Origin of the sequence: Flavobacterium sp. (assembly GCF_030146175.1) — a bacterium.
In the GTDB taxonomy this organism is placed as follows: domain Bacteria; phylum Bacteroidota; class Bacteroidia; order Flavobacteriales; family Flavobacteriaceae; genus Flavobacterium.
This window is the reverse complement of the sequence record NZ_JASLCE010000078.1, coordinates 1-23,172: the sequence shown is the minus strand read 5'-3', so window position 1 is coordinate 23,172 and position 23,172 is coordinate 1. Positions and strand designations below refer to the sequence as shown.

The window sequence follows — 23,172 nt, the reverse complement described above, 5'->3', positions numbered from 1 at the left end:
ACTTCTTGTTAACGAAATGTTGTGTTTTTAACAGCTTATCTTTAAAATTGAAAAAAAATATTTTGTAAGGTATTTTTTTATAATTTTTTTGTTAATTTTATAGTGATAACAATTTCCCTTGTAAGGTAAATACCTAATACTTACAAGGCCCTAAATTCGTCACTATGAATAATAAAATTGTTAACGTATTACTTGCCAAAGCTTTATTTCTTTTTTTGCTACCTTATAATCTGTTGGCTCAAAATGCCGATAGTCTAAAGATACCGTCGGCTCCGGCTCCGGTCGCAACTCCGGTAAAATACCCGCAACTTCAGTTTAAAGGCCTTTTTCAGGCACGCTATCTGGTAGGACTTACCGATAATGTCGACTTAAACGGTTTGCATCACTCCGATGGCAATGTTACCCAAAATTCTTTCGATATTAAAAGAATGCGGGCACAAGTCAGAGCCAAAATATCCGAACGAACGGAAGTCGTTGCCTTGGTAAATCTGGCCGACTTTAAATCGGATCCCAAAAACAAAGTACTCGAAAACGCTTACCTCAAATATACGTTTAATAACTATTTTGCGATTACCGTTGGCCAATTTCGTCCTTGGTTTGGTATCGAAGAGACCTATCCGGTCGATATTATTAAATCGATGGATTTTTCGAATCAGTATTATGAATTCGGAAAAAACGGCTGGACGAGTTTCCAGATTGGTGCTGCATTAAGTGGCGCGGTAGCTATAGGGACTTTACCGATAACGTATGCTTTTTCGGTCGTAAACGGAAATGGCCGGAATCAGGAAATGGACAAAGACAACGGAAAACAATATTCGACTCGGATTGTAATGGGATTGTCAAAAAAGAACAATGTGAACTTTGGATTAAATGCAGGACTTGGCGAGGTTTTTAAAAAAGAAGTATACGCTTTTGGTGCCGATATCACGGCCGATTTTCAGTTAACCGACCGTTTGTTTTTCGAAACCCAAATGGAAGCTAAACAAGCCATTAATCACAATCTGTATTTTTCGCTACCGGTAGAAGAACGCACACCGTATATCAGTAATTACCAGATACGCGGTTTTTATTTTCTGCCCAATCTGCGGTATGAAATCAAATATAAAAAACTGAGTGCTATCGAGTTTTCCTGTCGTTATGAATATATGGATTCCAATTTCCGAATCAATTCCAATGTTCGCCAGACACTCGTACCAATGCTTGGATTCGAGTTCCTGAAAGATTATGGTGCCCGGATTCAGTTGGGATTACAAATCGATCGTTACCAGCATACGATAGACGATACGACTACGCATAACAATAACCTGCTATTACTACAGGTACAGAGCCGCCTTTAAAAAATACTAATATAAAACTGCTCCCCATGAAAGAAGTTAACATTACCAGGGTTTTGATCACTTTGGCTGCCGGTATTGCTTTATGGCTTATTCCGCAACCGGATGGCGTTACTCCCGAGGCATGGCATCTGTTTGCCATTTTTGTAGCGACAATTTTAGGAATTATACTAAAGGCGGCTCCCATGGGAACGATGTGTATGATTGCTATCGGAATCACAGCATTATCACAGGTATTGGCTCCGGGCGAAGCCGGTAAGTCCATCACATTGGCACTAAGAGGATTTGGCGATAAAGTAATTTGGCTTATCGGAATTTCGTTTTTTATCGCCCGTGGATTTATTAAAACCGGATTGGGAAACCGGATTGCCTTTTTGTTTATCCGGATTTTTGGAAAAAGTTCCCTCGGATTGGCCTATGGATTGGGACTGGCTGATTTGTGTCTGGCACCGGCAATTCCGAGTAATACGGCACGCGGTGGGGGTATCATTTATCCGATTATGAAATCGATGGCCATTAGTTTTGGCTCCGAACCCGATAAACCCGAAACACACCGCAAGCTGGGTTCCTACCTAACGCTGAACAGTTATAATATGAACCTAATTGCGTCGTCTATGTTTTTAACCGGAACGGCCAGTAATCCGATGTGTCAGAAGTTTGCAGCCGATCTGGGTATTAAAATTTCCTGGATGTCATGGGCCATTGCGGCGATTATCCCGGGATTGGTTTCTTTTTTCGTAATTCCGTTTGTGTTGTATAAATTATATCCGCCGGAATTAAAGAAAACAGGCGATGCACCGCAAATGGCCGCCAAAAAACTAAAGGAAATGGGACCGGTTACCCGTAACGAATGGCTGATGTTACTGGCATTTTTCCTGCTTTTGTTTTTATGGATTACAGGGGATTTGTTTTCAATTGATGCAACAACAACAGCTTTTATTGGTTTGATCATGTTATTACTGACATCCGTATTGACCTGGGAAGATATTAAATCCGAAAAAGGAGCCTGGGATACGATCGTATGGTTTTCGGTTTTGGTAATGATGGCCAGTTCGCTAAACGAGTTGGGTTTTATCGGATGGTTTAGTAACTTGGTAAAAGTACAGATTGGCGATTTAAGCTGGCAGATAGCTTTTCCGGTGATCATTCTGGTCTATTTTTTTAGTCATTACCTGTTTGCCAGTGCTACGGCGCACGTTGCGGCCATGTATGCCGCATTGTTGGGCGTAGGTGTTTCGCTGGGAATTCCGGGACTTTTACTGGCTTTTATGTTGGGATTTATCGGTTCGCTATACGGAACACTAACACATTATGGTCACGGTCCGGCACCGGTATTCTTCGGAAGCGGTTATGTCGATTTAAAAAACTGGTGGCTCCGCGGACTCGAAACCGGTCTGATCTTATTGCTCATCTATATGACCGTTGGCGGACTATGGATGAAAATTATAGGTTACTATTAATTTAAAAGAATATAGCATGCAATCACTTACAAGAAAAATTTTTATGTGCCTGACGGGGCTGTTTTTGTGTTTTTTCCTGATCATCCATCTTTTAGGAAACCTGCAATTATTCCTGCCGGCCGAAACAGCACAATTACAGTTTAACGCCTATTCGCATTTTTTATCGGGAAATCTGTTTATCAAAATGGTTTCGTATGTACTCTACGCTTCGATTATGCTCCATGCGCTGTACGCTTTGATTATTACGATGAGAAACAAACAGTCGGGCGGAAGCTATACAACCGATAACCGCGGAAGAGCCAGTAAATGGTACAGTCGGAATATGGGTGTATTGGGAACGGTGTTATTACTTTTTCTGATCATTCATTTTAAAAATTTCTGGTACGAATATAAATTCGGAGTGTTACCTATGGATGCAAACGGCAATAAAGACTTATACACGCTGGTTGTAACGACCTATCAGGAGGGATGGTATGTGGTGATCTATGTCATATCGATGATCGCACTGGGTTATCATCTTTTACATGGTTTTTTCAGCGCAATCCGAACTTTGGGTGTATTTCATCCCAAGTTTGTACGATGGATCCGCTATTTCGGAATCGGCTATTCGCTGATGATCAGCCTTGGATTTGCCATTATTCCGGTGTATGTCTACTTTCTAAATGCTAAATAAAAAATGATGGGATATGAATATGGATGCTAAAATACCGGGAGGACCGCTCGAAGAAAAATGGTCCAATTATAAAAAGAATGCCAAACTGGTCAATCCGGCCAACCGTAAAAAAATCGATGTGATTGTAGTAGGAACCGGATTGGCGGGAAGTTCTATTGCCGCTTCGCTGGGCGAAATGGGCTATAACGTAAAATCGTTTTGTTTTCAGGATAGTGCGCGACGAGCACATTCTGTAGCGGCTCAGGGTGGTGTCAATGCGGCTAAAAATTATAAAAACGATGGCGACAGTGTGTACCGGATGTTTGTTGACACCTTAAAAGGAGGCGATTTCAGAGCCAGAGAAGCCAATGTATACCGTATGGCGGAATGTTCGCTAAATCTGATCGATCAGGCCGTAGCACAAGGCGTTCCGTTTGGACGGGAATACGGAGGTTATCTGAATAACCGTTCTTTTGGTGGCGTACAGGTGAGCCGGACGTTTTATGCCCGTGGACAAACCGGTCAGCAATTATTGATAGGAGCCTATCAGGCGTTGATGCGTCAGGTGCATAAAAAAACGGTACAATTGTTTACCCGCCATGAAATGCTCGATCTGGTGACAATCGACGGAAAGGCGCGGGGAATTATTGTACGAAACCTCGACACCGGCGAAATCGAAAGACACGCGGCACATGCGGTGGTCTTGGCTACCGGTGGATTTGGTAAAATTTATTATTTGTCTACGCTGGCAATGGGATGTAACGGTTCGGCTATCTGGAGAGCGCATAAAAAAGGCGCCCTGATGGCGAGTCCGAGTTGGACACAAATTCATCCGACATCATTACCACAATCGGGCGATTACCAATCGAAGCTTACGTTAATGTCGGAATCCCTGCGGAACGACGGACGTATATGGGTGCCGTTAAAAGAAAACGAACAACGTGAAGCAAACGCTATTCCGGAGGAAGAACGCGATTATTATCTGGAGCGAAGGTATCCGGCTTTTGGAAACCTGGCACCAAGGGATATTTCTTCCCGTGCGGCCAAAGAACGTATCGATGCCGGATTTGGCGTAGGCGCGTTAAAAAATGCCGTCTATCTGGATTTTTCCAAAGCAATCCGGGAACAGGGTGTGGCTAAAATCAAAGAAAAATATGGAAACCTGTTCGATATGTATCGGAAAATTACCGGGATCGATGCGTATAAAGAGCCGATGATGATTTCGCCGGCAGCGCATTTTTCGATGGGCGGATTGTGGGTCGATTATGAACTGATGACAACCATTCCGGGACTTTTTGCCTTGGGCGAAGCCAATTTTGCCGATCATGGTGCAAACCGACTGGGAGCCAATTCCTTATTACAAGCTTCTGTCGACGGTTATTTTATTGCGCCCTATACCATGGCAAATTATCTTTCAGGTGAAATTCATACCGGAAAAATTCCAACGGATCATCCGGCTTTTGACGAAGCTGAAAAACAGGTAAAAGAACAGTTGGATCGCTTTGTCCATGCTAAAGGAACCAAAACGGTCGATCATTACCATAAGACATTGGGAAAACTACTATATGACTATTGTGGACTTTCCCGAAGCGAATCGGGCTTGCAATTTGCAATTGCCGAAATCCGGAAGTTGCGAAAAGAGTTCTACGAAAATGTGCATATTCCGGGAACAGCCGACACGATGAATGCCGAACTGGAAAAAGCCGGTCGTGTAGCCGATTATCTGGAAATTGGAGAATTGATGTGTTACGACGCTTTAACGCGAAACGAATCCTGCGGTGCACATTTCCGCGAAGAATACCAGACACCCGATGGAGAAGCCATGCGAAACGATGCCGAGTTTCAGTTTATTTCCGCCTGGGAATGGACCGGGAAGGATGATGAACCTATGTTGCATAAAGAGCCATTGGTATTCGAAAATGTAAAACCTATTGTAAGAAGCTACAAATAATTAAAGGGAAAAGACTATGAAATTACACCTGAAAATTTGGAGACAAAAAGATAAAAATACACAGGGAAAACTGGTCGATTATCTGTTGGAAGACGTTAATCCGCATATGTCGTTCCTGGAAATGTTGGATACGCTTAACGAAAAGCTGGTGCTTTCGGATGAAATGCCCGTTGAGTTTGATCACGATTGTCGTGAAGGAATTTGCGGACAATGTGGCGTGATGATAAACGGACTGGCACATGGCCCGCTAAAAAATACCACGACCTGTCAGTTGCATTTGCGGGAATTTAAGGATGGAGAAACGATTGTGATCGAACCGTTCCGTTCCAAAGCCTTTCCGGTTAAAAAGGATCTGAAAGTCGATCGCGGTGCTTTCGACCGGATTATTGCTTCCGGCGGATTTGTATCGGTCAATACAGGACAAGCTCCGGAAGCCAATAGTATTCCGGTAAACCATCAAACAGCAGAATCCGCTTTCGACTCGGCCGCTTGTATCGGTTGCGGTGCTTGTGTGGCGACTTGTAAAAATGGAAGCGCTGCCTTGTTTACGTCGGCTAAGATTTCGCATATGGCGAAACTGCCGCAGGGTAAAGAGGAAAGAGAGCATCGGGTACTGAACATGATTCAGCAAATGGACCGTGAAGATTTCGGGCATTGTTCGAATACGGAAGCCTGTGAAGTGGAATGTCCGCAAAGCATATCGGTGCTTAATATCGCACAGATGAATTATGAATACAACCGGGCAAAAGTCCTGAAAAAGTAGACGCACACTGTTATATATTTCTAAAAAGGGGAAAGATGGAGGTTTTGGCTTCCATCTTTTTTTATGATTATAATTTAGTTATGATTATTTCGAAGCTTTTTTTAACAGTTTTAGTGCTTATAAATTATAAATTTGCACTTCAATAGTTTTTATAATGATAACAACAGCGACGGAACCCACAACATTAGAACAGTACTTCCAGCAATTCCGAAAAAATATTATCGGTATTGATCAGGAATTCGAATCTCCTTTCGGAAAACAAAAAATTATTTATACCGACTGGACGGCCAGCGGACGTTTGTATCGTCCGATCGAAGAAAAACTGATTAACGATTTTGGTCCTTTTGTCGCCAATACGCATACCGAAACGACGGTTTCCGGAACAGCCATGACAATGGCCTATCATGAAGCGCGTCATATTATTAAAAACCACGTAAACAGTAATCAGGATGATGTTCTGATTGTTGATGGTTCGGGAATGACGGGTGTAATTAATAAATTTCAGCGTATTTTAGGATTAAAAGTTCCTGAAAACTTACAGAAATACACGCAGATACCGGACGAGAAAAAACCGGTTGTTTTTATTTCGCATATGGAGCACCATTCCAACCAAACATCCTGGTTGGAGACCATCGCAAAAGTGGAAGTAATTCCGGCTTGCGAACAGGGATTGATTTGTCTGGATAGCTTCCGCAGTCTGTTGGAAGAATACAAAGACCGTACGTTAAAAATCGTTTCGGTTACGGCTTGTTCTAACGTAACGGGAATCCGTACACCGTACCACGAAATTGCAAAAATGATTCACGAATATAATGGTGTTTGTTTTGTCGATTTTGCCTGTTCGGCGCCCTATGTAAAAATTGATATGCATCCGACGGATAATCCGGAGGGTTATCTGGATGCCATTTTTATGTCGCCACACAAATTCCTGGGCGGACCTGGTACGTCGGGTGTGTTGGTATTTAATAAAAAACTATACAAAAATATGATCCCGGATTGCCCGGGTGGCGGAACAGTAAGTTGGACGAATCCTTGGGGCGAACACAAATATTTAGATAATATCGAAGAACGCGAAGATGGTGGTACACCGGGCTTTTTACAAGTGATCAAAACCGCTTTGGCAGTAAAGCTAAAAGAGCAAATGGGAATTGATAATATCCTGAAGCGCGAACACGAAATTATTGAACAGGTTTTTGCACGCTTAAAAAGTGTACCGAATATCAATATTTTGGCCGGACAGCATGAAGATCGTCTTGGAGTGGTTTCATTTTATATCAATGAACTGCATTTTAATCTGGGCGTAAAAATACTAAACGATAAATTCGGTATTCAAACCCGTGGCGGTTGCAGTTGTGCCGGTACATACGGACACTATCTGTTACACGTTGATCAGGAAACATCGCATTATCTTACCGATAAAATTACTTCCGGTGACTTAATTGAAAAACCGGGATGGATTAGAATGTCCATTCACCCGACAACGACGACCGATGAGGTGGAATATGTTTGCAACAGTCTACAGGCTTTGGCCGAGAATCATAAAGAGTGGAGCAAGGATTATGAATACAACAAAAAATCAAATGAGTTTGTTCATAAAAACGCGTTGCACTCCGAAAAACAAATGGTCGAAAACTGGTTTCAACTATAAAAAACAAAGCCCTGATTAATTCAGGGCTTTTTTAATTCTTGGCGATCGATCCGATTGTTTGTCGCGGTGTTTCCAGCGTTTGTGTGTCCACAAATAAAATTCCGGCGCTTCATAAATTTGTTCTTCAACCATTCGTAAATAGGTTGAGGTGATTTCGTAATTCGGAATTTCTTTTGGGTTTTCAGATAGCGGAACAAAAGTAGCCTGATAATGACCTCTTTTGACTTTTTGAACTTTTACAAAAACCAACGATAAATCCAGTTTTTTAGCCAACATTTCCGCACCGGTAAATACCGGAACATTGATTCCCATAAAAGTGTCAAAATAATTCGTACGGTGCAATTGCGGCGATTGATCACTGGCAAATCCGTAGAATCCTTTTACATTGTTGATTTCGTTGCGACGAATTCCATCGACTGTTTCTTTGGCTTCGATTACAGTCGAATTAAAACGGGAACGAATATCGCGGATTAGTTTGTCAAAATATTTGTTTTGTATTTTTTTGTAAACGGCAAATGTTCTGAAATTAATGTATTTATCAATAATGATCAACCATTCCCAACTGGCATAATGCGCGCACATCATGATGATACTTTTATTTTTTTTCTCCATTTCCTGAACCAGCTCGACGTTGGTAAAAACAAAACGTTTTTTCATTTCGGCTTCCGAGATGGTCATTGTTTTTACCATTTCTAAAAACATATCACACATATGCTGGAAAAACTTCCGCTCAATACGAAGGCGTTCCTGATCCGATAAATGGGGTAAGGTATCGGCTAGATTTTTTCGCACGGTTTTTTTTCGGTATCCGATAACATGGTATACTATAAAATAAATACAGTCCGAAAGCAGATAAAAAACAGGAAAAGGAAGCATAGAGACACACCATAAAAACGGGTATGCTATTATATAAAGAATAAACTGCATTTTAAATTATTTTTTACAAATATACCTTTTAAAAATATTTTTACCATTCCAAATTAACATTACCTAAACAAACAATGTGTATTTTTACACAAAGAAAATAATTGAGCAGCATGAATCCTGTATTGTTAGTGATTATTGCGATTAATGTAATCGTAAGTTTTAAAGGATTTAACGATCCGGCTTTTTTTAGAAAATACGAATTTCATATCGGTAGTATTCGTGCCGGAGAACAGATCAGAATGTTTTCGTCTTCTTTTCTACATGCCGATATTGCCCATCTGGCTTTTAACATGATAACCCTTTTCTTTTTTGCACCTGTGGTACTACACGATTTGGGAACGCTTTCGTTTTTAATTATCTATATCGGGAGTCTGTTGTGCGGAAGTTTACTGACGTTGTATTTCCATAAAGACGATTATTATTACAGAGCAATTGGTGCTTCGGGTGCGGTAACAGGAATATTGTATTCGGCTATATTATTACGTCCGGACATGACATTGGGATTGTATTTTATTATTCCGGTTCCGGCCTATTTGTTCGGAATTGGTTATTTGCTGTATTCGATTTATGGCATGAAAGCCAAAAATGATAATATCGGACACGTAGCCCATTTTGGCGGCGCAATTGGCGGTTATGTGATCACAATTGCCAAAGTACCAGAAATGTTAACCGAAAATACGCTTATGGTAATCCTGTTGGCAATACCGATTATTATCCTGTTTTTTCTGGCAAAAACCGGGAAGTTATAAATTTTGGCATCACATTTGATTTATACTGTTTAACTTTAAAAGCACAAAAATGAAAAGATTAGTATTATTCGCAGTAGCCTTATTTATGGCAACCGTTTCAAACGCACAAGAAATGAAAACACAACCTCAGATAATTGTTTCCGGAGAAGGAAAAATTAAAGTTACTCCAGACTATGTGATTATCAGCGTAGGAGTGGAGAATACCGGTGATCAGGCCGCTGATGTGAAAAAGAAAAATGATATCGCAATAGACGCGGTGATCAAATACCTGAAAAAAGCAAAATTACCGGAATCGGATTATCAGACGAAACAGGTTCAGTTAAACAAAACCTACGATTACGAAAAGAAAAAACATTACTTCGTAGCGAATCAGACGATTTCTATCACCTTAAAAGATTTATCGAAATACGATACCATGATGTTGGGATTAGTAGATTCTGGTATCAATGTGATCAACGGAGTAGATTTCAGATCGACTAAAGTAGCCGAATATGAATCACAGGCACGTGTTAAAGCGGTTCAGAATGCTAAGACTAAAGCGCAGGATTATGCAAGTGCTTTAAACCAGAAAATGGGGAAAGCGGTTTTAGTAACCGATAATTCATCAACGTATTATCCAAGACCGTATATGGCGGCAATGAAAATGTCAGCTGATACGGAAATGTCAAGAGAAACGTTGGCTATCGGTGAAATCGAAGTAACGGCAAACGTAACAATCAACTACGCTTTGGACTAATAAAGCGTCTTATATAAATAAAAAAACGGCTTCATTGAAGCCGTTTTTTTTGTTTATAAACCTGACAGGTTTCGCAAACCTGTCAGGTTTAGATGCCGGGTTTAACAGCAAAAATGACCACTATAGGATAAAAATGTTTATGTAATCATTTGAATACGATTTCTTTACGTTTTTTCGCTCGTTTAAATTTTTCAATTTTCAAGAATTGTCTATTTTTGCACATGCAACACAACGTACTTATTTTAGATTTCGGGTCGCAATACACACAGCTTATTGCGAGAAGAGTTCGCGAATTAAATATTTTCTGCGAAATTTTTCCTTACAATCACTTTCCGAGTGATTTATCAAGTTATAAAGCGGTTATCCTTTCCGGTAGCCCGTTTTCCGTAAGATCAGAAGACGCTCCACATCCTGATTTGTCTCAAATCAGAGGTAAAATGCCATTATTAGCCGTTTGTTACGGTGCGCAATATCTGGCACATTTTAGTGGTGGAGAAGTAGCGCCTTCCAATATCCGCGAATACGGACGCGCTAACCTGTCTTTTGTTAAAGACGATGAATTGTTCTTTGATGAAGTGGCATTGAACAGTCAGGTTTGGATGAGCCATAGTGATACAATTAAACAATTACCAACGAACGGTGTATGTCTGGCCAGTACCAAAGATGTGGAAAATGCAGCCTACCGTATTGATGGTGAAACAACATATGCCATTCAGTTCCACCCGGAAGTATATCATTCGACCGATGGAAAACAAATGTTGGAAAACTTCCTGGTAAAAATTGCCGAAGTACCGCAAACGTTCACGCCAAAAGCCTTTGTGGAGGAAATCGTGGAAGAAATGCGCGAAAAAATTCAAGGTGACAAGGTTGTTTTGGGGCTTTCCGGCGGTGTCGACTCAACCGTGGCAGCCGTATTGTTAAATAAAGCAATTGGCGAAAACCTATACTGTATCTTCGTGAATAACGGACTTTTACGTAAAAATGAATTCGAAAATGTATTGGAACAATACAAAGGAATGGGATTAAATGTAAAAGGAGTAGACGCCTCGGCACGTTTTTTGAATGAATTGGCAGGAATTGAAGATCCGGAGTTAAAGCGTAAAACAATCGGACGTGTGTTCATTGAAGTATTTGACGATGAAGCCAATCTGATCGAAGATGTAAAATGGCTGGCTCAGGGAACGATTTACCCGGATGTAATCGAATCGGTATCGGTAAAAGGACCATCGGCAACGATCAAATCGCACCATAACGTGGGAGGTTTGCCGGATTATATGAAATTACAAATCGTAGAACCGCTTCGTATGTTGTTTAAAGACGAAGTACGAAGAGTAGGAGCTACCTTGGGAATCAGTCCGGATTTATTAGGAAGACATCCATTCCCGGGACCAGGTTTATCAATCCGTATCTTAGGTGATATTACACCGGAAAAAGTTCAGATTCTACAAGATGTGGATGCGATCTTTATCGAAGGTTTAAAATCACACGGATTGTATGATAAAGTATGGCAGGCCGGAGCGATCCTGCTTCCTGTAAATAGTGTAGGAGTTATGGGTGATGAACGTACCTATGAAAAAGTGGTGGCATTACGTGCGGTAGAATCGACCGATGGAATGACAGCCGACTGGGTGCATTTGCCGTATGATTTCCTAATGAAAATATCAAACGAAATTATCAATAAAGTGAAAGGGGTAAACCGGGTTGTTTACGATATCAGCTCCAAACCACCGGCCACTATTGAGTGGGAATAAAAAGAAAAGTAAATTCAGATAAGTCGTTATAAAATTCTAACTTTATAACGACTTATTCGCGTAAAAAAAGTAGTATGAAACATTTTGTAACTGTTGTAATTTCAGGATTATTCCTGTCGAATGTTGCCTTTGCGCAAACTAAAAATTACATCGAACATAAGGTAGAAAAAGGAGAAACGGTAGTGCAAATTGCCAAGAAGTACAGTGTAACGCCTTATGATATTTATCGGATGAATCCCGATTCGCAAAACGGATTAAAGGAAAATACGAAAATACTGGTTCCGACAGGTGCCGGCAAAATGCTTGCTGCTAAAACAGACGACAAAAAAGCACCGGTTAAAGAGGTGATAAAAGATAAGGTCAAAGAAGCGGTTGCTACTAAAACCATTACGCATACTGTAGAACCAAAAGAAGGGGTATATGGTATCGCAAAAAAATACGGAACCACTATTGAAGCGATTTATAAAAGCAATCCGTCTGTTGAAAAAGAAGGACTGAAAATCGGTCAGGTGTTAACGATTAACGTTCCAAAAGCAGACAAAGAGCCGGTTAAAAATACGGTTCAGGAAGTAAAACAATCACTTGCACCAACCAATGGTAAAACCTTGTACCATATAGTTGAAGCCAAAGAAACAAAATTTGGAATCGCTAAAAAATACGGATTATCGGTTTCGGAACTGGAAGACTTAAATCCGGCGATCAAAGAAAACCTGGAAATCGGGTACAATCTTAGACTGAGTAAAAATGTTCCGGCGGTTCAGAAAACAGTCGAAAAAGAAATCGAGAAAGTTGCTATAAACAATAAATACATGACCTATGAGGTAAAACCAAAGGAAACCATGTATCGTTTAACAAAATCGTCCGGTTTATCGGAAGAACAGCTTATCGCGTTAAACCCGGAATTAAAGGATGGTGTTAAAGCCGGAATGCAATTGAAAATGCCAAATACGTCAAAATTTGATGACGTTAAAGCAAATAAAGCATCGGTTGATATTGTAAAAACACTGAAAAAAGACAACGAAAAGGAACTGGTATTGTTTATGCCGTTTAATCTGGATCGTATTGCTTCCGACTCGGTTCGTACCACTCAGGAGCGATTGCGTTCGGATAAATTCCTGAACATGACACTGGATTTTTATGCCGGTGCTTTAATGGCTATCGATTCGGCACGCGCGTTGGGATTACCGGTAAAAGTCCGAATTTTTGATTCTAAAGAAACGAAAAACAACTCGGCTGTTGCTACGGTTATCGATAAAAACAACTTTTCGAATACCGATGCGGTTATTGGTCCGTTTTTCCAGTCGAATGTGGAAAATACTGCAAACTTGTTAAGTCAGTACAATACACCGGTGATTTCGCCATTGTCGAACGAAAAAGGAAAACCGTATTCGAATCTGTTCCAATCGATGCCCAATTCGGATGATGTGAAACGCAAGATGTTCGACTATATGCAGTCTAAAAACGGAAACATTATTGCAATTGTCGATCCGAAAAAAGGTTCTTCACGACAATTCCTAAAAGAGAATTATCCATCGGTACGACTGGCGGAATTAAACGAAAAAGGAGCTGTTACGTTGGAAAATATCAAAAGTTTAATGGAAGCCGATAAAGTGAATTTTGTAATTCTGGAAACCGAAAGCAAAACACTGGTATTGAATTCGCTGAATGTTTTGGTGAGCGCCTTATCGCAATTCCAGGTACAATTGGTAACATTAGAGAAAAACGAAACGTTGGATTTTGACGAAATACCGTTGAGCCGTTTAACAAAACTAAGACTGTTGTATCCGTCGGTTACCAAAGATAACGAAACACCGGAGGCTTTGGTTTTTGCGAATACTTTTAAAAAGAAAAACAATATTTTCCCGAACCGTTTTGCAACCCGTGGTTTTGATGTAACGTTCGATGTAATTGTACGAATGTTCCAGGAAAACGGATTTAAAGAATCGGTAAATGAAAACGCTTCCGAACAGGTGGAAAACAAATTTGATTATACCAGTTTGGGTGGCGGCTATTACAACACGGGTGTGTATATTATGAATTATAACGACGATTTAACTGTTAAAGAAGCAAAATAATGACCTCAAAAGTAACCTATCTGGGCGATTTAAGAACATCGTCCATACATGTACAATCCGGGAGTGAAATTATTTCCGATGCGCCGGTAGATAATAACGGAAAAGGAGAAGCCTTTTCACCAACTGATACGGTAGCCAATGCTTTGGCAAGTTGTATGTTTACCGTAATGGGAATTAAAGCCCGTTCGATGGAGGTGGATTTTTCCGGATCGACAGCCGAAGTAACTAAAGTAATGCAGGCTGAACCACGTAAAATTTCTGAAATTCAGGTGATTTTCCATATGGATATCAAGGCTGATGATAAGACCAAAACGATTCTGGAAAGAACGGCATTAACCTGTCCGGTGTATTTGAGTTTAAACCCGGATATCAAAAAAGTAATAACCTTTAACTGGAAATAATGATAAAAAAAGAACAAGATTACAACATGTTAGACTGGTGGAAAAAAGTAATGATTGATAATTATGCTACTTTTTCCGGTCGAGCCCGACGTGCCGAATATTGGAATTTTATGCTGTTTCACATCGTTATTATGTTTGCCTTATGGATAGGGTTCTTTGTGGGACTTGGTGCCGAATCTGAAATAATCGGAGGATTAATTGGTGTTTTGTTGCTATTGTATATTGCAGGATCCATTCTTCCATCGTTGGCCGTAACGGTAAGAAGACTGCACGATGTGAATAAAAGCGGATGGATGTACCTGGTTTCTCTGATTCCGTTTGGATCGTTTGTACTATTATATTATATGGTATCGCACGGTGACCACGGAAGAAACGATTATGGAGAAGATCCGAAAATGCCGCTAGGCAGAAGTGCAATTTCCCAAATAGGAATGGAGTAATGTTTCCGGATAAACAAAAAGAATTACTAATAAAATTAGCTCATACAAAAATGCCCTTTGGAAAATACGAAGGGCGTTTTCTTATCGACCTGCCCGAATATTATGTCGTATGGTATCACAATAAAGGTTTTCCAAAAGGACAATTGGGCGAACAACTACAGTTGATATACGAATTAAAGCTAAACGGACTGGAGGAATTGGTGCGAAACATCAAAAGGAATTTCCCAAAACCGTAACCGATTTATTAACGAATAATTGTCAGGGTACCGTTATTAATTCTCAATTTATAATTGTACTTTTGCCAAGTTTTTTACACAACTACAACAAACAACAACACAATGAATCAGACAAAATATATTTTTGTTACAGGAGGTGTGACTTCTTCCTTAGGAAAAGGAATTATTGCAGCTTCTTTAGCTAAATTATTACAAGCAAGAGGTTACCGAACGACGATCCAGAAATTCGATCCTTATATTAATGTGGATCCGGGGACATTAAATCCCTACGAACATGGAGAGTGTTATGTAACTGATGATGGAGCAGAAACCGACCTGGATTTAGGACATTACGAACGTTTTCTAAATGTACCTACATCACAGGCCAATAACGTAACTACCGGTAGAGTGTATCTTTCGGTAATTGAAAAAGAACGTCGTGGTGAGTTTTTAGGAAAAACAGTACAGGTTGTTCCGCATATCACGAACGAAATTAAAGAACGCATGCAATTGCTGGGGAAATCCGGCGATTATGATATAGTGATCACCGAAATTGGTGGAACGGTAGGGGATATCGAATCCTTACCGTATATCGAATCGGTTCGTCAGTTATTATGGGAACTGGGCGATAACAACGGAATTGTGATTCACCTGACATTGGTTCCTTATTTGGCCGCTGCAGGAGAATTAAAAACAAAACCAACGCAACACTCGGTAAAAACCTTGATGGAAAGCGGAATTAAAGCCGATATTCTGGTTTGTAGAACCGAACATGAAATATCGTCCGATTTACGTCAGAAACTGGCCTTGTTCTGTAACGTTAAAAAAGAAGCAGTGATTCAATCGATCGATGCTTCTACGATTTACGACGTACCGAACCTGATGCTGGAAGAAGGATTGGATCGCGTAGCGTTAAAAAGACTGGACTTACCGGAAAAAAACACACCGGATTTGTTACAGTGGAATGAGTTCTTACACAAACTGAAAAACCCGAAACACACCGTTAACATCGGTTTGGTTGGGAAATATGTAGAATTACAGGATTCGTATAAATCGATCCTGGAAGCCTTTATTCACGCCGGAGCGGCCAACGAAACGAAAGTGAACGTAATTAGCATTCACTCCGAGCATTTGGACGAAAGAACGGTAGCCGACAAACTAAAAGGTCTGGATGGAATTTTAGTGGCACCCGGATTTGGTGGAAGAGGAATTGAAGGAAAAATCGAAACCGTACGCTATGCCCGCGAAAACAAAATTCCATTTTTCGGAATCTGTTTGGGAATGCAAATGGCGGTGATTGAATATTCCAGAAATGTACTGGGTTATGCCGATGCTAATTCGACCGAAATGAACGAAAGCACGTCCTATCCGGTGATCAGCATCATGGAAGAACAAAAAAATATTACCGATAAAGGAGGAACCATGCGTTTGGGTGCCTGGAAATGTACCTTAAAAGAAAACACACTGGCACACTCCATTTATGGAAAAACCAATATCTTGGAACGCCACCGTCACCGTTACGAATTTAACGGCGATTATATGGAAGTTCTGGAAAATGCAGGATTAAAAGCATCGGGTGTTAATCCGGACACCGGACTGGTAGAAGTTATCGAACTGGAAAACCATCCGTTCTTTATCGGAGTACAATACCACCCGGAGTACAAAAGTACCGTTGCGAATCCGCATCCGTTATTCGTACATTTTGTACAGGCGGCGGTTACGAATAAAGTTGGTTGCTAAAAAAGCAACACCGTAAATAGTAAACATTAGAATGGAAGAAAAGAAATTAGACGCAAAATCTATTGTAGGATTTGTTTTGATTGCCGGATTAATGATCTGGATGATGTTTAACAACATCGATAAAGAGAAAAAATCCATGGCTGCTGACGCTGAAAAAGCGAAAACCGAAAAAGTGGAAAAGGCTAGGGAAGCTGCTGTTAGTAAAGTAATAGCGGATACCACTAAAACCGATTCCCTTCGCGTAAAAGCGTTACAGAGTTCATTAGGTGCTTTTGCCTATAGCGCGTCATTGCCGTCGGCTAAAGAAAACGTTACGGAAGTATCCAATGGCGTTTTAACGTTAAAAATTGCGAACAAAGGTGGTTATATCACTGAAGCAACTATTAACGGGTTTGAGCAATTCAGCAAAGATTCTAAAAAACAGGTGGCCTTGATTCAACAAAACAATGCCAACCTGAATTTACAAATCCATACGCAGGACAATCGTATTTTAAATACGAAAGACCTATATTTCGAACCAACTGTTACCAAAGAAGGGGCTAACGATGTCGTAACCATGCGTTTAAAAGCGGGTGCGAATCAATTCCTGGAATACCGTTATGTATTAAAACCAAAAGAATACATGATGGATTTCGCGATCCGTTCGCAAGGATTGAGTTCGGTAGTGAACACAGCGAAACCATTGGATATGGAATGGCAGTTAAAATCATTCCGTAACGAGAAAAGTGTAAGCTACGAAAACCGTTATACTGATTTGGTATACGAATACGAAAACGGAAAAGACAACTCGCTAAGTGCGACAAGTAAACTAGACGAAAAATCGGCGGAAGCGGTAACTTATGTAGCGTTTAAACAACACTTCTTTACATCGATTTTATTAACCGATACTCCGTTTAAAACGGCACAGTTAAAATCGGAAAATCTGGTTCACGACGAAAAAATTGACACGGTTTATACCAAAAACTTTGTAGCAAAATTACCGTTGGATTTTAAAAACGGCGAATTGAACTATAATATGAACTGGTATTATGGACCGTCGGATTATAATATCTTAAATTCATACAATAAGAATTTAGACGAAATCATGCCATTGGGATGGGGAATCTTCGGTTGGATCAACCGTTATGTATTTATCCCGGTTTACAATGTGTTGAGCGATTTTATTCCTCACGGAATTGCAATCATTATCTTTACGATTTTAGTACGTTTGGTAATGTCACCGGTAACGTATAAATCGTACCTGTCGCAGGCGAAAATGAAAGTATTGCGTCCGGAAATTGCCGAATTAAACGAGAAATACGGTAAAGATCCGATGAAGAAACAACAGGAGACGATGAAACTGTACAATAAAGCAGGTGTAAACCCAATGGCGGGTTGTTTGCCGGCGGTGATGCAGATTCCGGTTTTCTACGCCCTCTTCCAGTTCTTCCCGTCCTATTTCGATTTAAGACAGAAGAGTTTCCTTTGGGCAGATGACTTATCATCATACGATTCGGTATTACATTTACCATTCTATATTCCATTCTATGGAAACCACGTGAGTTTATTCCCGATTCTTGCTTCTGTTGCGATTTTCTTCTATATGAAAATGACAACCGGCGATCAGGCGATGAGCACACCGCCACAGGAAGGGATGCCGGATATGAGCAAAATCATGAAAATCATGATCTATGTTTCTCCGATCATGATGTTGTTCTTCTTTAATAACTATGCTTCCGGGTTGAGTTTGTACTATTTTATTTCAAACACAATCACGATCGGTATTATGTTGGTGATCAAGAATTACATTGTTAACGAAGAGAAGATCCATGCTCAGATTCAGGAAAATAAGACGAAACCTCAGAAACAGAGTAAGTTTCAACGAAAAATGCAGGAAATGATGGAGCAGGCCGAGGCACAGAAAAATGCCAAGGACAACAAAAAATAAAAAAAAGCATCCATCACGGATGCTTTTTTTGTATAATCTTTTGATAAATTAGCGAACCGACTTTATAAAATTATTTTCAGAATTATACGTTTTAATTTTGGATAAGCCCAATACTATGAAAACAACATTTTTAGCGCTATGCTCGTTATTCTGTGCTGTAGCTTTCGCGCAGGAAATCAATAAAACCGACGATAAAGGTCAACGTCACGGATTGTGGAAAGGTGTTTATGAAGATACCAAATACCCGCGCTATGAAGGAACTTTTGATCACGGTAAAGAAACAGGTGTTTTTAAATATTTCGACAACACCAAAGCAGGACCCGTTATTGGAACCCGTGATTTTTCGGCCAATGATGGATCCAATTACAGTATTTTTTTCGATCAGAAAGGAAATAAGGTAAGTGAGGGGAAGATCGTAAACAAAGAACACGAAGGCGAATGGAAAATTTACCATAAAGGTGGAAAACCGGTGATGACGCAGGAGTATTATAAAAACGGGAAATTAGATGGTACGCGTAAGACCTATTATCCGAATGGTGCCATCGCAGAGGAAGCTACCTATGCAAACGGTCTGAAACAAGGTATCTATAAAAAATATTCCGATAAAGGAGTGGTTATTGAAGAGACGACTTATGTTAATGATCAATTCGACGGACCGTCTATCTATCGCAACGCAGCCAACGAAGTAACAGTTCGCGGTCAGTTTAAAAAGGGTAAAAAATCCGGAATCTGGAAATTCTACGAAAAAAACAAACTGGTTAAGGAAGTCAACGCGAAAAAAGTAAACGATATGACGTTTAAAATCGTTACCGATTCGGACGGAAAGAAGAAACCAACCGAATTAAAAAGCAAAACCGAATAATATCGTACTTTTGCGTAAAATAACTGAAAATCAATATAAAAAGAAGGAGAATAAATAAATGAAACGAGTAGTCGTAGGACTTTCCGGTGGTGTGGATTCGAGTGTGGCAGCCTATCTTTTACAAGAGCAGGGCTATGAAGTGATTGGCCTTTTTATGAAAAACTGGCACGACGATTCGGTAACAATATCGAACGAATGCCCTTGGCTGGAAGACAGCAATGATGCGCTTTTGGTAGCCGAAAAATTAGGAATTCCATTTCAGACAGTCGATCTGAGTGAACAATATAAAGAACGTATCGTAGACTATATGTTTAACGAATACGAAAAGGGGCGAACCCCAAATCCGGATGTACTTTGCAACCGCGAAATCAAGTTTGATGTCTTTATGAAAATAGCCTTAAGTCTTGGTGCCGATTATGTGGCAACGGGACATTATTGCCGTAAAGGAATCCTTGAAAAAGACGGAGAAGAAGTATATCAATTGCTGGCGGGTGTCGATGGAAATAAAGACCAGTCGTATTTCCTATGTCAGTTATCGCAGGAGCAACTGGCTAAATCCTTGTTTCCTATCGGAGAATTAACCAAACCACAGGTACGCGAAATTGCAGCACGTATGGAATTGGTTACAGCCGAAAAGAAAGATTCACAAGGACTTTGCTTTATCGGAAAAGTACGTTTACCGGAGTTTTTGCAACAGCAATTACAACCCAAAGAAGGATTGATTTTTGAGGTAGCTGCCGATAGTCCGGTTTACAATCAGGAACAACCAACATTCGCTTCACAAGAAGAGGAATTGGCCTATTTATCTAAAAATATAGCCTATACGCCCGAAATGGGTAAAGTGGTTGGAAAACACCAGGGGGCACACTATTTTACAATTGGTCAGCGTAAAGGTTTAAACGTCGGCGGAACAAAAGAGCCGTTGTTTATTATTGCTACCGATGTGACGACAAATACGATTTATACCGGTCAGGGAAACAATCATCCGGGCTTGTTTAAAAAAGCATTGTTTATCCAACAGCCGGAAGTACACTGGATCCGTGAGGATTTAAAATTAAAAGCCGGAGAGAAAATGGAAGTAATGGCGCGTATTCGTTACCGTCAGCCGTTACAAAAAGCAACCTTGTTCCAGTTCGAAAATGGGATGTATGTCCTTTTTGAAGAGCCGCAATCAGCTATAACGGAAGGGCAATTTGTTTCATGGCATATCGGAGAAGAATTAGTAGGTTCGGGAGTAATTTCTTAAATTGCGTTTTCAAATCCCCGAAAACATGAAAAAGTACTTTACGCTACTTATACTTTTATTATATAACGTATCCTTTTCACAAGAAGACGCATGGGTTTATTTTTTGGATAAACCCAATGCGCAAACGTTTCTCAATAATCCGCTGTCGATACTTTCACAGCGCGCTTTAGACCGTAGAGCTGCACAGGGAATCGCACTCGATGTGATGGATGCGCCCATTCATCAGCCCTATATTGATCAGATAACGACAATTCCGGGGATTACGGTTATGGCCAAATCCAAATGGTTAAATGCATTACATGTTCGCGGAACACAACAGGCTATTACTAATTTAACAAGCCAGCCGTTTGTGAGCAGTGTTGATTTTGCGAATAAAACATTAAATATTACAGGAAGAACAGCACAAAATCCGACTTCCGGTTTGTTCCAGAAGGCATTTAGCGTGCAGGCAGATTACCCTTATGGACAATCGGCGATACAAATACAAATGCTCAACGGACATTTACTGCATCAACAAAACTATACCGGCAGCGGAAAAATTATTGCCGTTTTGGATGCCGGTTTTCCCGGAGTAAATACGACCGCTCCGTTTGCCCGTATCCGTAATAACAATCAGATTAAAGGCGGCTATAATTTTGTAAACCGCAACGATAATTTTTATACCGGATACCAACACGGAACTCAGGTATTGTCCAATATGGCGGCCTATGTCGAAAATCAGTTGGTGGGAACTGCACCGGATGCCTCCTATTATTTATTTGTAACGGAAGATTATAATACCGAGAATCCATTGGAGGAAAGTCTTTGGGTAGAAGCGGCAGAAATGGCCGATAGTCTGGGTGTGGATGTCATCAATTCATCTTTAGGCTATAGTCAGTTCACAAATGCCAGTTATAATTATACTTATCAGGATATGGACGGTAATACCACCTTTGTGACTCGCGGTGCGAATATCGCTTTTACCAGAGGTATGATTGTAGTGTGTTCTGCCGGAAACGAAGGCGCAAAACCGTGGAAATATATTACGGCTCCGGCTGATGGACCAAATGTACTGACCATCGGTGCCGTTAACTCCTCAGAGGTACGATCGTCTTTTAGTTCGCAGGGACCTACTTCAGACGGAAGAATCAAGCCCGATGTAATGGCAATGGGTACCGGTTCGGTAGTAACTACGGAAACCGGAGAATTAGGTTTTAATAACGGAACATCCTTTTCGTCACCAACGCTTGCCGGATTGGTAGCTTGTTTGTGGCAGGCATTACCCGATAAAACCAATCAGGAGATCGTACAACGAATAAAACAATCAGCGGATCGTTACACCAATCCGGATGATTTTTACGGCTATGGAATTCCGGATTTTTATTCGGCCATAAGCCTTACATTGGCAACCGATTCATTTACATTAAATGGATTTAGCCTATATCCTAACCCTACAACTGCCAACCTGACCATTTCGGCTTCGGGACAAAAAGAAGCTAGTTTTGTACTTTACAATAACCTTGGACAGGAAGTAATTCGCAAAAAATTAAATGATATTCAGGAAACCACGATTTCGATGGAAAACCTGAAAACCGGATTTTACCTGTATACTATCGTATCCGGTAGTGCGACTTTTTCCGGGAAAATAATCAAAAAATAGCTGTATTTTCCAAAATTTGGAAAAGAATAAAAGTGTCATATTTCTATGATTGACTCCTATTGTGAGTTAGTTGTCCTATAATGTTAAAAGGGAAATAAGCTGATTTAGAGTAATATTACAAAATACTTTTTTAAAATTAAAACATGAAAAGAATTTTTGTATTATTTATACTCTTAGTGTGCAATATGTCTTATTCACAAACTGAAGACGCATGGGTTTATCTTAAGGATAAACCAGATGCGGAAACTTTTTTGGATAATCCGTTATCAATGCTTACCCAAAGAGCTTTAGATCGTAGGCGGGTGCAAGGGATCCTTCTTGATGAAATAGATGTACCCATTCACCAGCCGTATATTGATCAAATAGCCGCAGTTCCGGGTATTACGATTATGGCCAAATCCAAATGGATGAATGTGTTGCATGTTCAAGGAACGATGCAGGAGATTAAAGGATTGAAAACATTGTCTTATGTGTCTGATATTGATTTTGCGAATAAAGAAAATGAAGAGAATCCTCCCGTAATCGCAGCACTGAAATCAGTATCCGAATTTTCAAAAGGGTTCCGGAAAAATGGTAACATACAGGCTCGTCTTCCGAATAAACAATCGGATACACAAATACAAATGTTAAACGGGCATTTACTACATCAGCAAAAT

General features: G+C 40.3%; 19 protein-coding genes and 1 pseudogene. 19 read left to right on the top strand and 1 reads right to left on the bottom strand.

Annotated elements, in window-relative coordinates; all coding sequences use genetic code 11:
* Positions 1–164 precede the first annotated feature (164 nt).
* From Q1R07_RS09445 to Q1R07_RS09420, 6 genes are all read left to right on the top strand, one after another.
* On the top strand, positions 165–1,337 hold the full coding sequence (locus Q1R07_RS09445) for a porin (RefSeq protein WP_300489103.1): 1,173 nt from the start codon (positions 165–167) through the stop codon (positions 1,335–1,337).
* A gap of 26 nt (positions 1,338–1,363) precedes the next feature.
* A complete protein-coding gene (locus tag Q1R07_RS09440; RefSeq protein WP_300489101.1) occupies positions 1,364–2,794 on the top strand; it encodes an anion permease in 1,431 nt (476 codons plus the stop codon).
* A 16-nt stretch (positions 2,795–2,810) separates the two neighbouring features.
* Entirely contained in the window at positions 2,811–3,467 is a 657-nt protein-coding gene (locus Q1R07_RS09435; RefSeq protein WP_300489098.1) for a succinate dehydrogenase cytochrome b subunit, read from the top strand.
* Between the two features lie 13 nt (positions 3,468–3,480).
* On the top strand, positions 3,481–5,397 hold the full coding sequence (locus Q1R07_RS09430; RefSeq protein ID WP_300489095.1) for a fumarate reductase/succinate dehydrogenase flavoprotein subunit: 1,917 nt from the start codon (positions 3,481–3,483) through the stop codon (positions 5,395–5,397).
* A gap of 16 nt (positions 5,398–5,413) precedes the next feature.
* Positions 5,414–6,160, top strand: a complete 747-nt coding sequence (locus Q1R07_RS09425; RefSeq protein ID WP_300489092.1) for a succinate dehydrogenase/fumarate reductase iron-sulfur subunit — start codon at positions 5,414–5,416, stop codon at positions 6,158–6,160.
* A 154-nt stretch (positions 6,161–6,314) separates the two neighbouring features.
* Positions 6,315–7,808: an aminotransferase class V-fold PLP-dependent enzyme gene (locus Q1R07_RS09420; protein ID WP_300489089.1), complete on the top strand. Its 1,494-nt coding sequence runs from the start codon at positions 6,315–6,317 to the stop codon at positions 7,806–7,808.
* Between the two features lie 15 nt (positions 7,809–7,823).
* Here the strand turns inward: Q1R07_RS09420 and Q1R07_RS09415 are convergent, their stop codons facing one another.
* Positions 7,824–8,735, bottom strand: coding sequence for a lysophospholipid acyltransferase family protein (locus tag Q1R07_RS09415; protein WP_300489087.1), 912 nt, complete (start codon positions 8,733–8,735; stop codon positions 7,824–7,826).
* Between the two features lie 110 nt (positions 8,736–8,845).
* Here Q1R07_RS09415 and Q1R07_RS09410 point away from each other — a divergent pair, with 110 nt between their 5' ends.
* From Q1R07_RS09410 to Q1R07_RS09350, 13 genes and pseudogenes are all read left to right on the top strand, one after another.
* Positions 8,846–9,484: a rhomboid family intramembrane serine protease gene (locus Q1R07_RS09410; protein WP_300489084.1), complete on the top strand. Its 639-nt coding sequence runs from the start codon at positions 8,846–8,848 to the stop codon at positions 9,482–9,484.
* Positions 9,485–9,533: 49 nt separating this feature from the next.
* Entirely contained in the window at positions 9,534–10,220 is a 687-nt protein-coding gene (locus Q1R07_RS09405) for an SIMPL domain-containing protein (RefSeq protein WP_300489080.1), read from the top strand.
* A gap of 221 nt (positions 10,221–10,441) precedes the next feature.
* A complete protein-coding gene (guaA, locus tag Q1R07_RS09400; protein WP_300489077.1) occupies positions 10,442–11,971 on the top strand; it encodes a glutamine-hydrolyzing GMP synthase in 1,530 nt (509 codons plus the stop codon).
* Between the two features lie 74 nt (positions 11,972–12,045).
* Positions 12,046–14,046, top strand: coding sequence for a LysM peptidoglycan-binding domain-containing protein (locus Q1R07_RS09395; protein ID WP_300489074.1), 2,001 nt, complete (start codon positions 12,046–12,048; stop codon positions 14,044–14,046).
* Entirely contained in the window at positions 14,046–14,447 is a 402-nt protein-coding gene (locus Q1R07_RS09390; protein WP_300489071.1) for an OsmC family protein, read from the top strand. Before Q1R07_RS09395 ends, Q1R07_RS09390 begins: the two co-directional genes overlap by 1 nt.
* Positions 14,447–14,887, top strand: a complete 441-nt coding sequence (locus Q1R07_RS09385; RefSeq protein ID WP_300489069.1) for a DUF805 domain-containing protein — start codon at positions 14,447–14,449, stop codon at positions 14,885–14,887. Before Q1R07_RS09390 ends, Q1R07_RS09385 begins: the two co-directional genes overlap by 1 nt.
* Entirely contained in the window at positions 14,887–15,123 is a 237-nt protein-coding gene (locus tag Q1R07_RS09380; RefSeq protein WP_300489066.1) for a DUF3820 family protein, read from the top strand. Before Q1R07_RS09385 ends, Q1R07_RS09380 begins: the two co-directional genes overlap by 1 nt.
* Positions 15,124–15,225: 102 nt before the next feature.
* Positions 15,226–16,842, top strand: coding sequence for a CTP synthase (locus Q1R07_RS09375; RefSeq protein ID WP_300489063.1), 1,617 nt, complete (start codon positions 15,226–15,228; stop codon positions 16,840–16,842).
* 31 nt (positions 16,843–16,873) lie between these two features.
* Positions 16,874–18,769: a membrane protein insertase YidC gene (yidC, locus tag Q1R07_RS09370; protein WP_300489059.1), complete on the top strand. Its 1,896-nt coding sequence runs from the start codon at positions 16,874–16,876 to the stop codon at positions 18,767–18,769.
* 115 nt (positions 18,770–18,884) lie between these two features.
* The gene (locus tag Q1R07_RS09365) at positions 18,885–19,631 is read left to right on the top strand and encodes a hypothetical protein (protein ID WP_300489057.1); all 747 of its coding nucleotides are present in this window, start codon (positions 18,885–18,887) and stop codon (positions 19,629–19,631) included.
* Positions 19,632–19,689: 58 nt separating this feature from the next.
* Positions 19,690–20,877 carry a tRNA 2-thiouridine(34) synthase MnmA gene (gene mnmA / locus Q1R07_RS09360; protein ID WP_300489054.1) on the top strand — a complete coding sequence of 396 codons (1,188 nt, stop codon included), beginning with the start codon at positions 19,690–19,692 and terminating at the stop codon, positions 20,875–20,877.
* Between the two features lie 25 nt (positions 20,878–20,902).
* Entirely contained in the window at positions 20,903–22,516 is a 1,614-nt protein-coding gene (locus Q1R07_RS09355; RefSeq protein WP_300489052.1) for a S8 family serine peptidase, read from the top strand.
* Positions 22,517–22,701: 185 nt separating this feature from the next.
* Positions 22,702–23,172: pseudogene (locus tag Q1R07_RS09350) on the top strand (peptidase S8); the annotation flags it as partial.

Excerpts from the sequence above, each read along its gene's own strand:
- Q1R07_RS09430 (WP_300489095.1), top strand. The coding sequence starts at position 3,481 with ATGAATATGGATGCTAAAATACCGGGAGGACCGCTCGAAGAAAAATGG.
- yidC (WP_300489059.1), top strand. The coding sequence starts at position 16,874 with ATGGAAGAAAAGAAATTAGACGCAAAATCTATTGTAGGATTTGTTTTG.
- Q1R07_RS09415 (WP_300489087.1), bottom strand. The coding sequence starts at position 8,735 with ATGCAGTTTATTCTTTATATAATAGCATACCCGTTTTTATGGTGTGTC.
- Q1R07_RS09440 (WP_300489101.1), top strand. The coding sequence starts at position 1,364 with ATGAAAGAAGTTAACATTACCAGGGTTTTGATCACTTTGGCTGCCGGT.
- Q1R07_RS09435 (WP_300489098.1), top strand. The coding sequence starts at position 2,811 with ATGCAATCACTTACAAGAAAAATTTTTATGTGCCTGACGGGGCTGTTT.
- Q1R07_RS09425 (WP_300489092.1), top strand. The coding sequence starts at position 5,414 with ATGAAATTACACCTGAAAATTTGGAGACAAAAAGATAAAAATACACAG.
- Q1R07_RS09405 (WP_300489080.1), top strand. The coding sequence starts at position 9,534 with ATGAAAAGATTAGTATTATTCGCAGTAGCCTTATTTATGGCAACCGTT.
- Q1R07_RS09445 (WP_300489103.1), top strand. The coding sequence starts at position 165 with ATGAATAATAAAATTGTTAACGTATTACTTGCCAAAGCTTTATTTCTT.
- guaA (WP_300489077.1), top strand. The coding sequence starts at position 10,442 with ATGCAACACAACGTACTTATTTTAGATTTCGGGTCGCAATACACACAG.
- mnmA (WP_300489054.1), top strand. The coding sequence starts at position 19,690 with ATGAAACGAGTAGTCGTAGGACTTTCCGGTGGTGTGGATTCGAGTGTG.
- Q1R07_RS09420 (WP_300489089.1), top strand. The coding sequence starts at position 6,315 with ATGATAACAACAGCGACGGAACCCACAACATTAGAACAGTACTTCCAG.
- Q1R07_RS09355 (WP_300489052.1), top strand. The coding sequence starts at position 20,903 with ATGAAAAAGTACTTTACGCTACTTATACTTTTATTATATAACGTATCC.
- Q1R07_RS09375 (WP_300489063.1), top strand. The coding sequence starts at position 15,226 with ATGAATCAGACAAAATATATTTTTGTTACAGGAGGTGTGACTTCTTCC.
- Q1R07_RS09380 (WP_300489066.1), top strand. The coding sequence starts at position 14,887 with ATGTTTCCGGATAAACAAAAAGAATTACTAATAAAATTAGCTCATACA.
- Q1R07_RS09390 (WP_300489071.1), top strand. The coding sequence starts at position 14,046 with ATGACCTCAAAAGTAACCTATCTGGGCGATTTAAGAACATCGTCCATA.
- Q1R07_RS09365 (WP_300489057.1), top strand. The coding sequence starts at position 18,885 with ATGAAAACAACATTTTTAGCGCTATGCTCGTTATTCTGTGCTGTAGCT.
- Q1R07_RS09395 (WP_300489074.1), top strand. The coding sequence starts at position 12,046 with ATGAAACATTTTGTAACTGTTGTAATTTCAGGATTATTCCTGTCGAAT.
- Q1R07_RS09385 (WP_300489069.1), top strand. The coding sequence starts at position 14,447 with ATGATAAAAAAAGAACAAGATTACAACATGTTAGACTGGTGGAAAAAA.
- Q1R07_RS09410 (WP_300489084.1), top strand. The coding sequence starts at position 8,846 with ATGAATCCTGTATTGTTAGTGATTATTGCGATTAATGTAATCGTAAGT.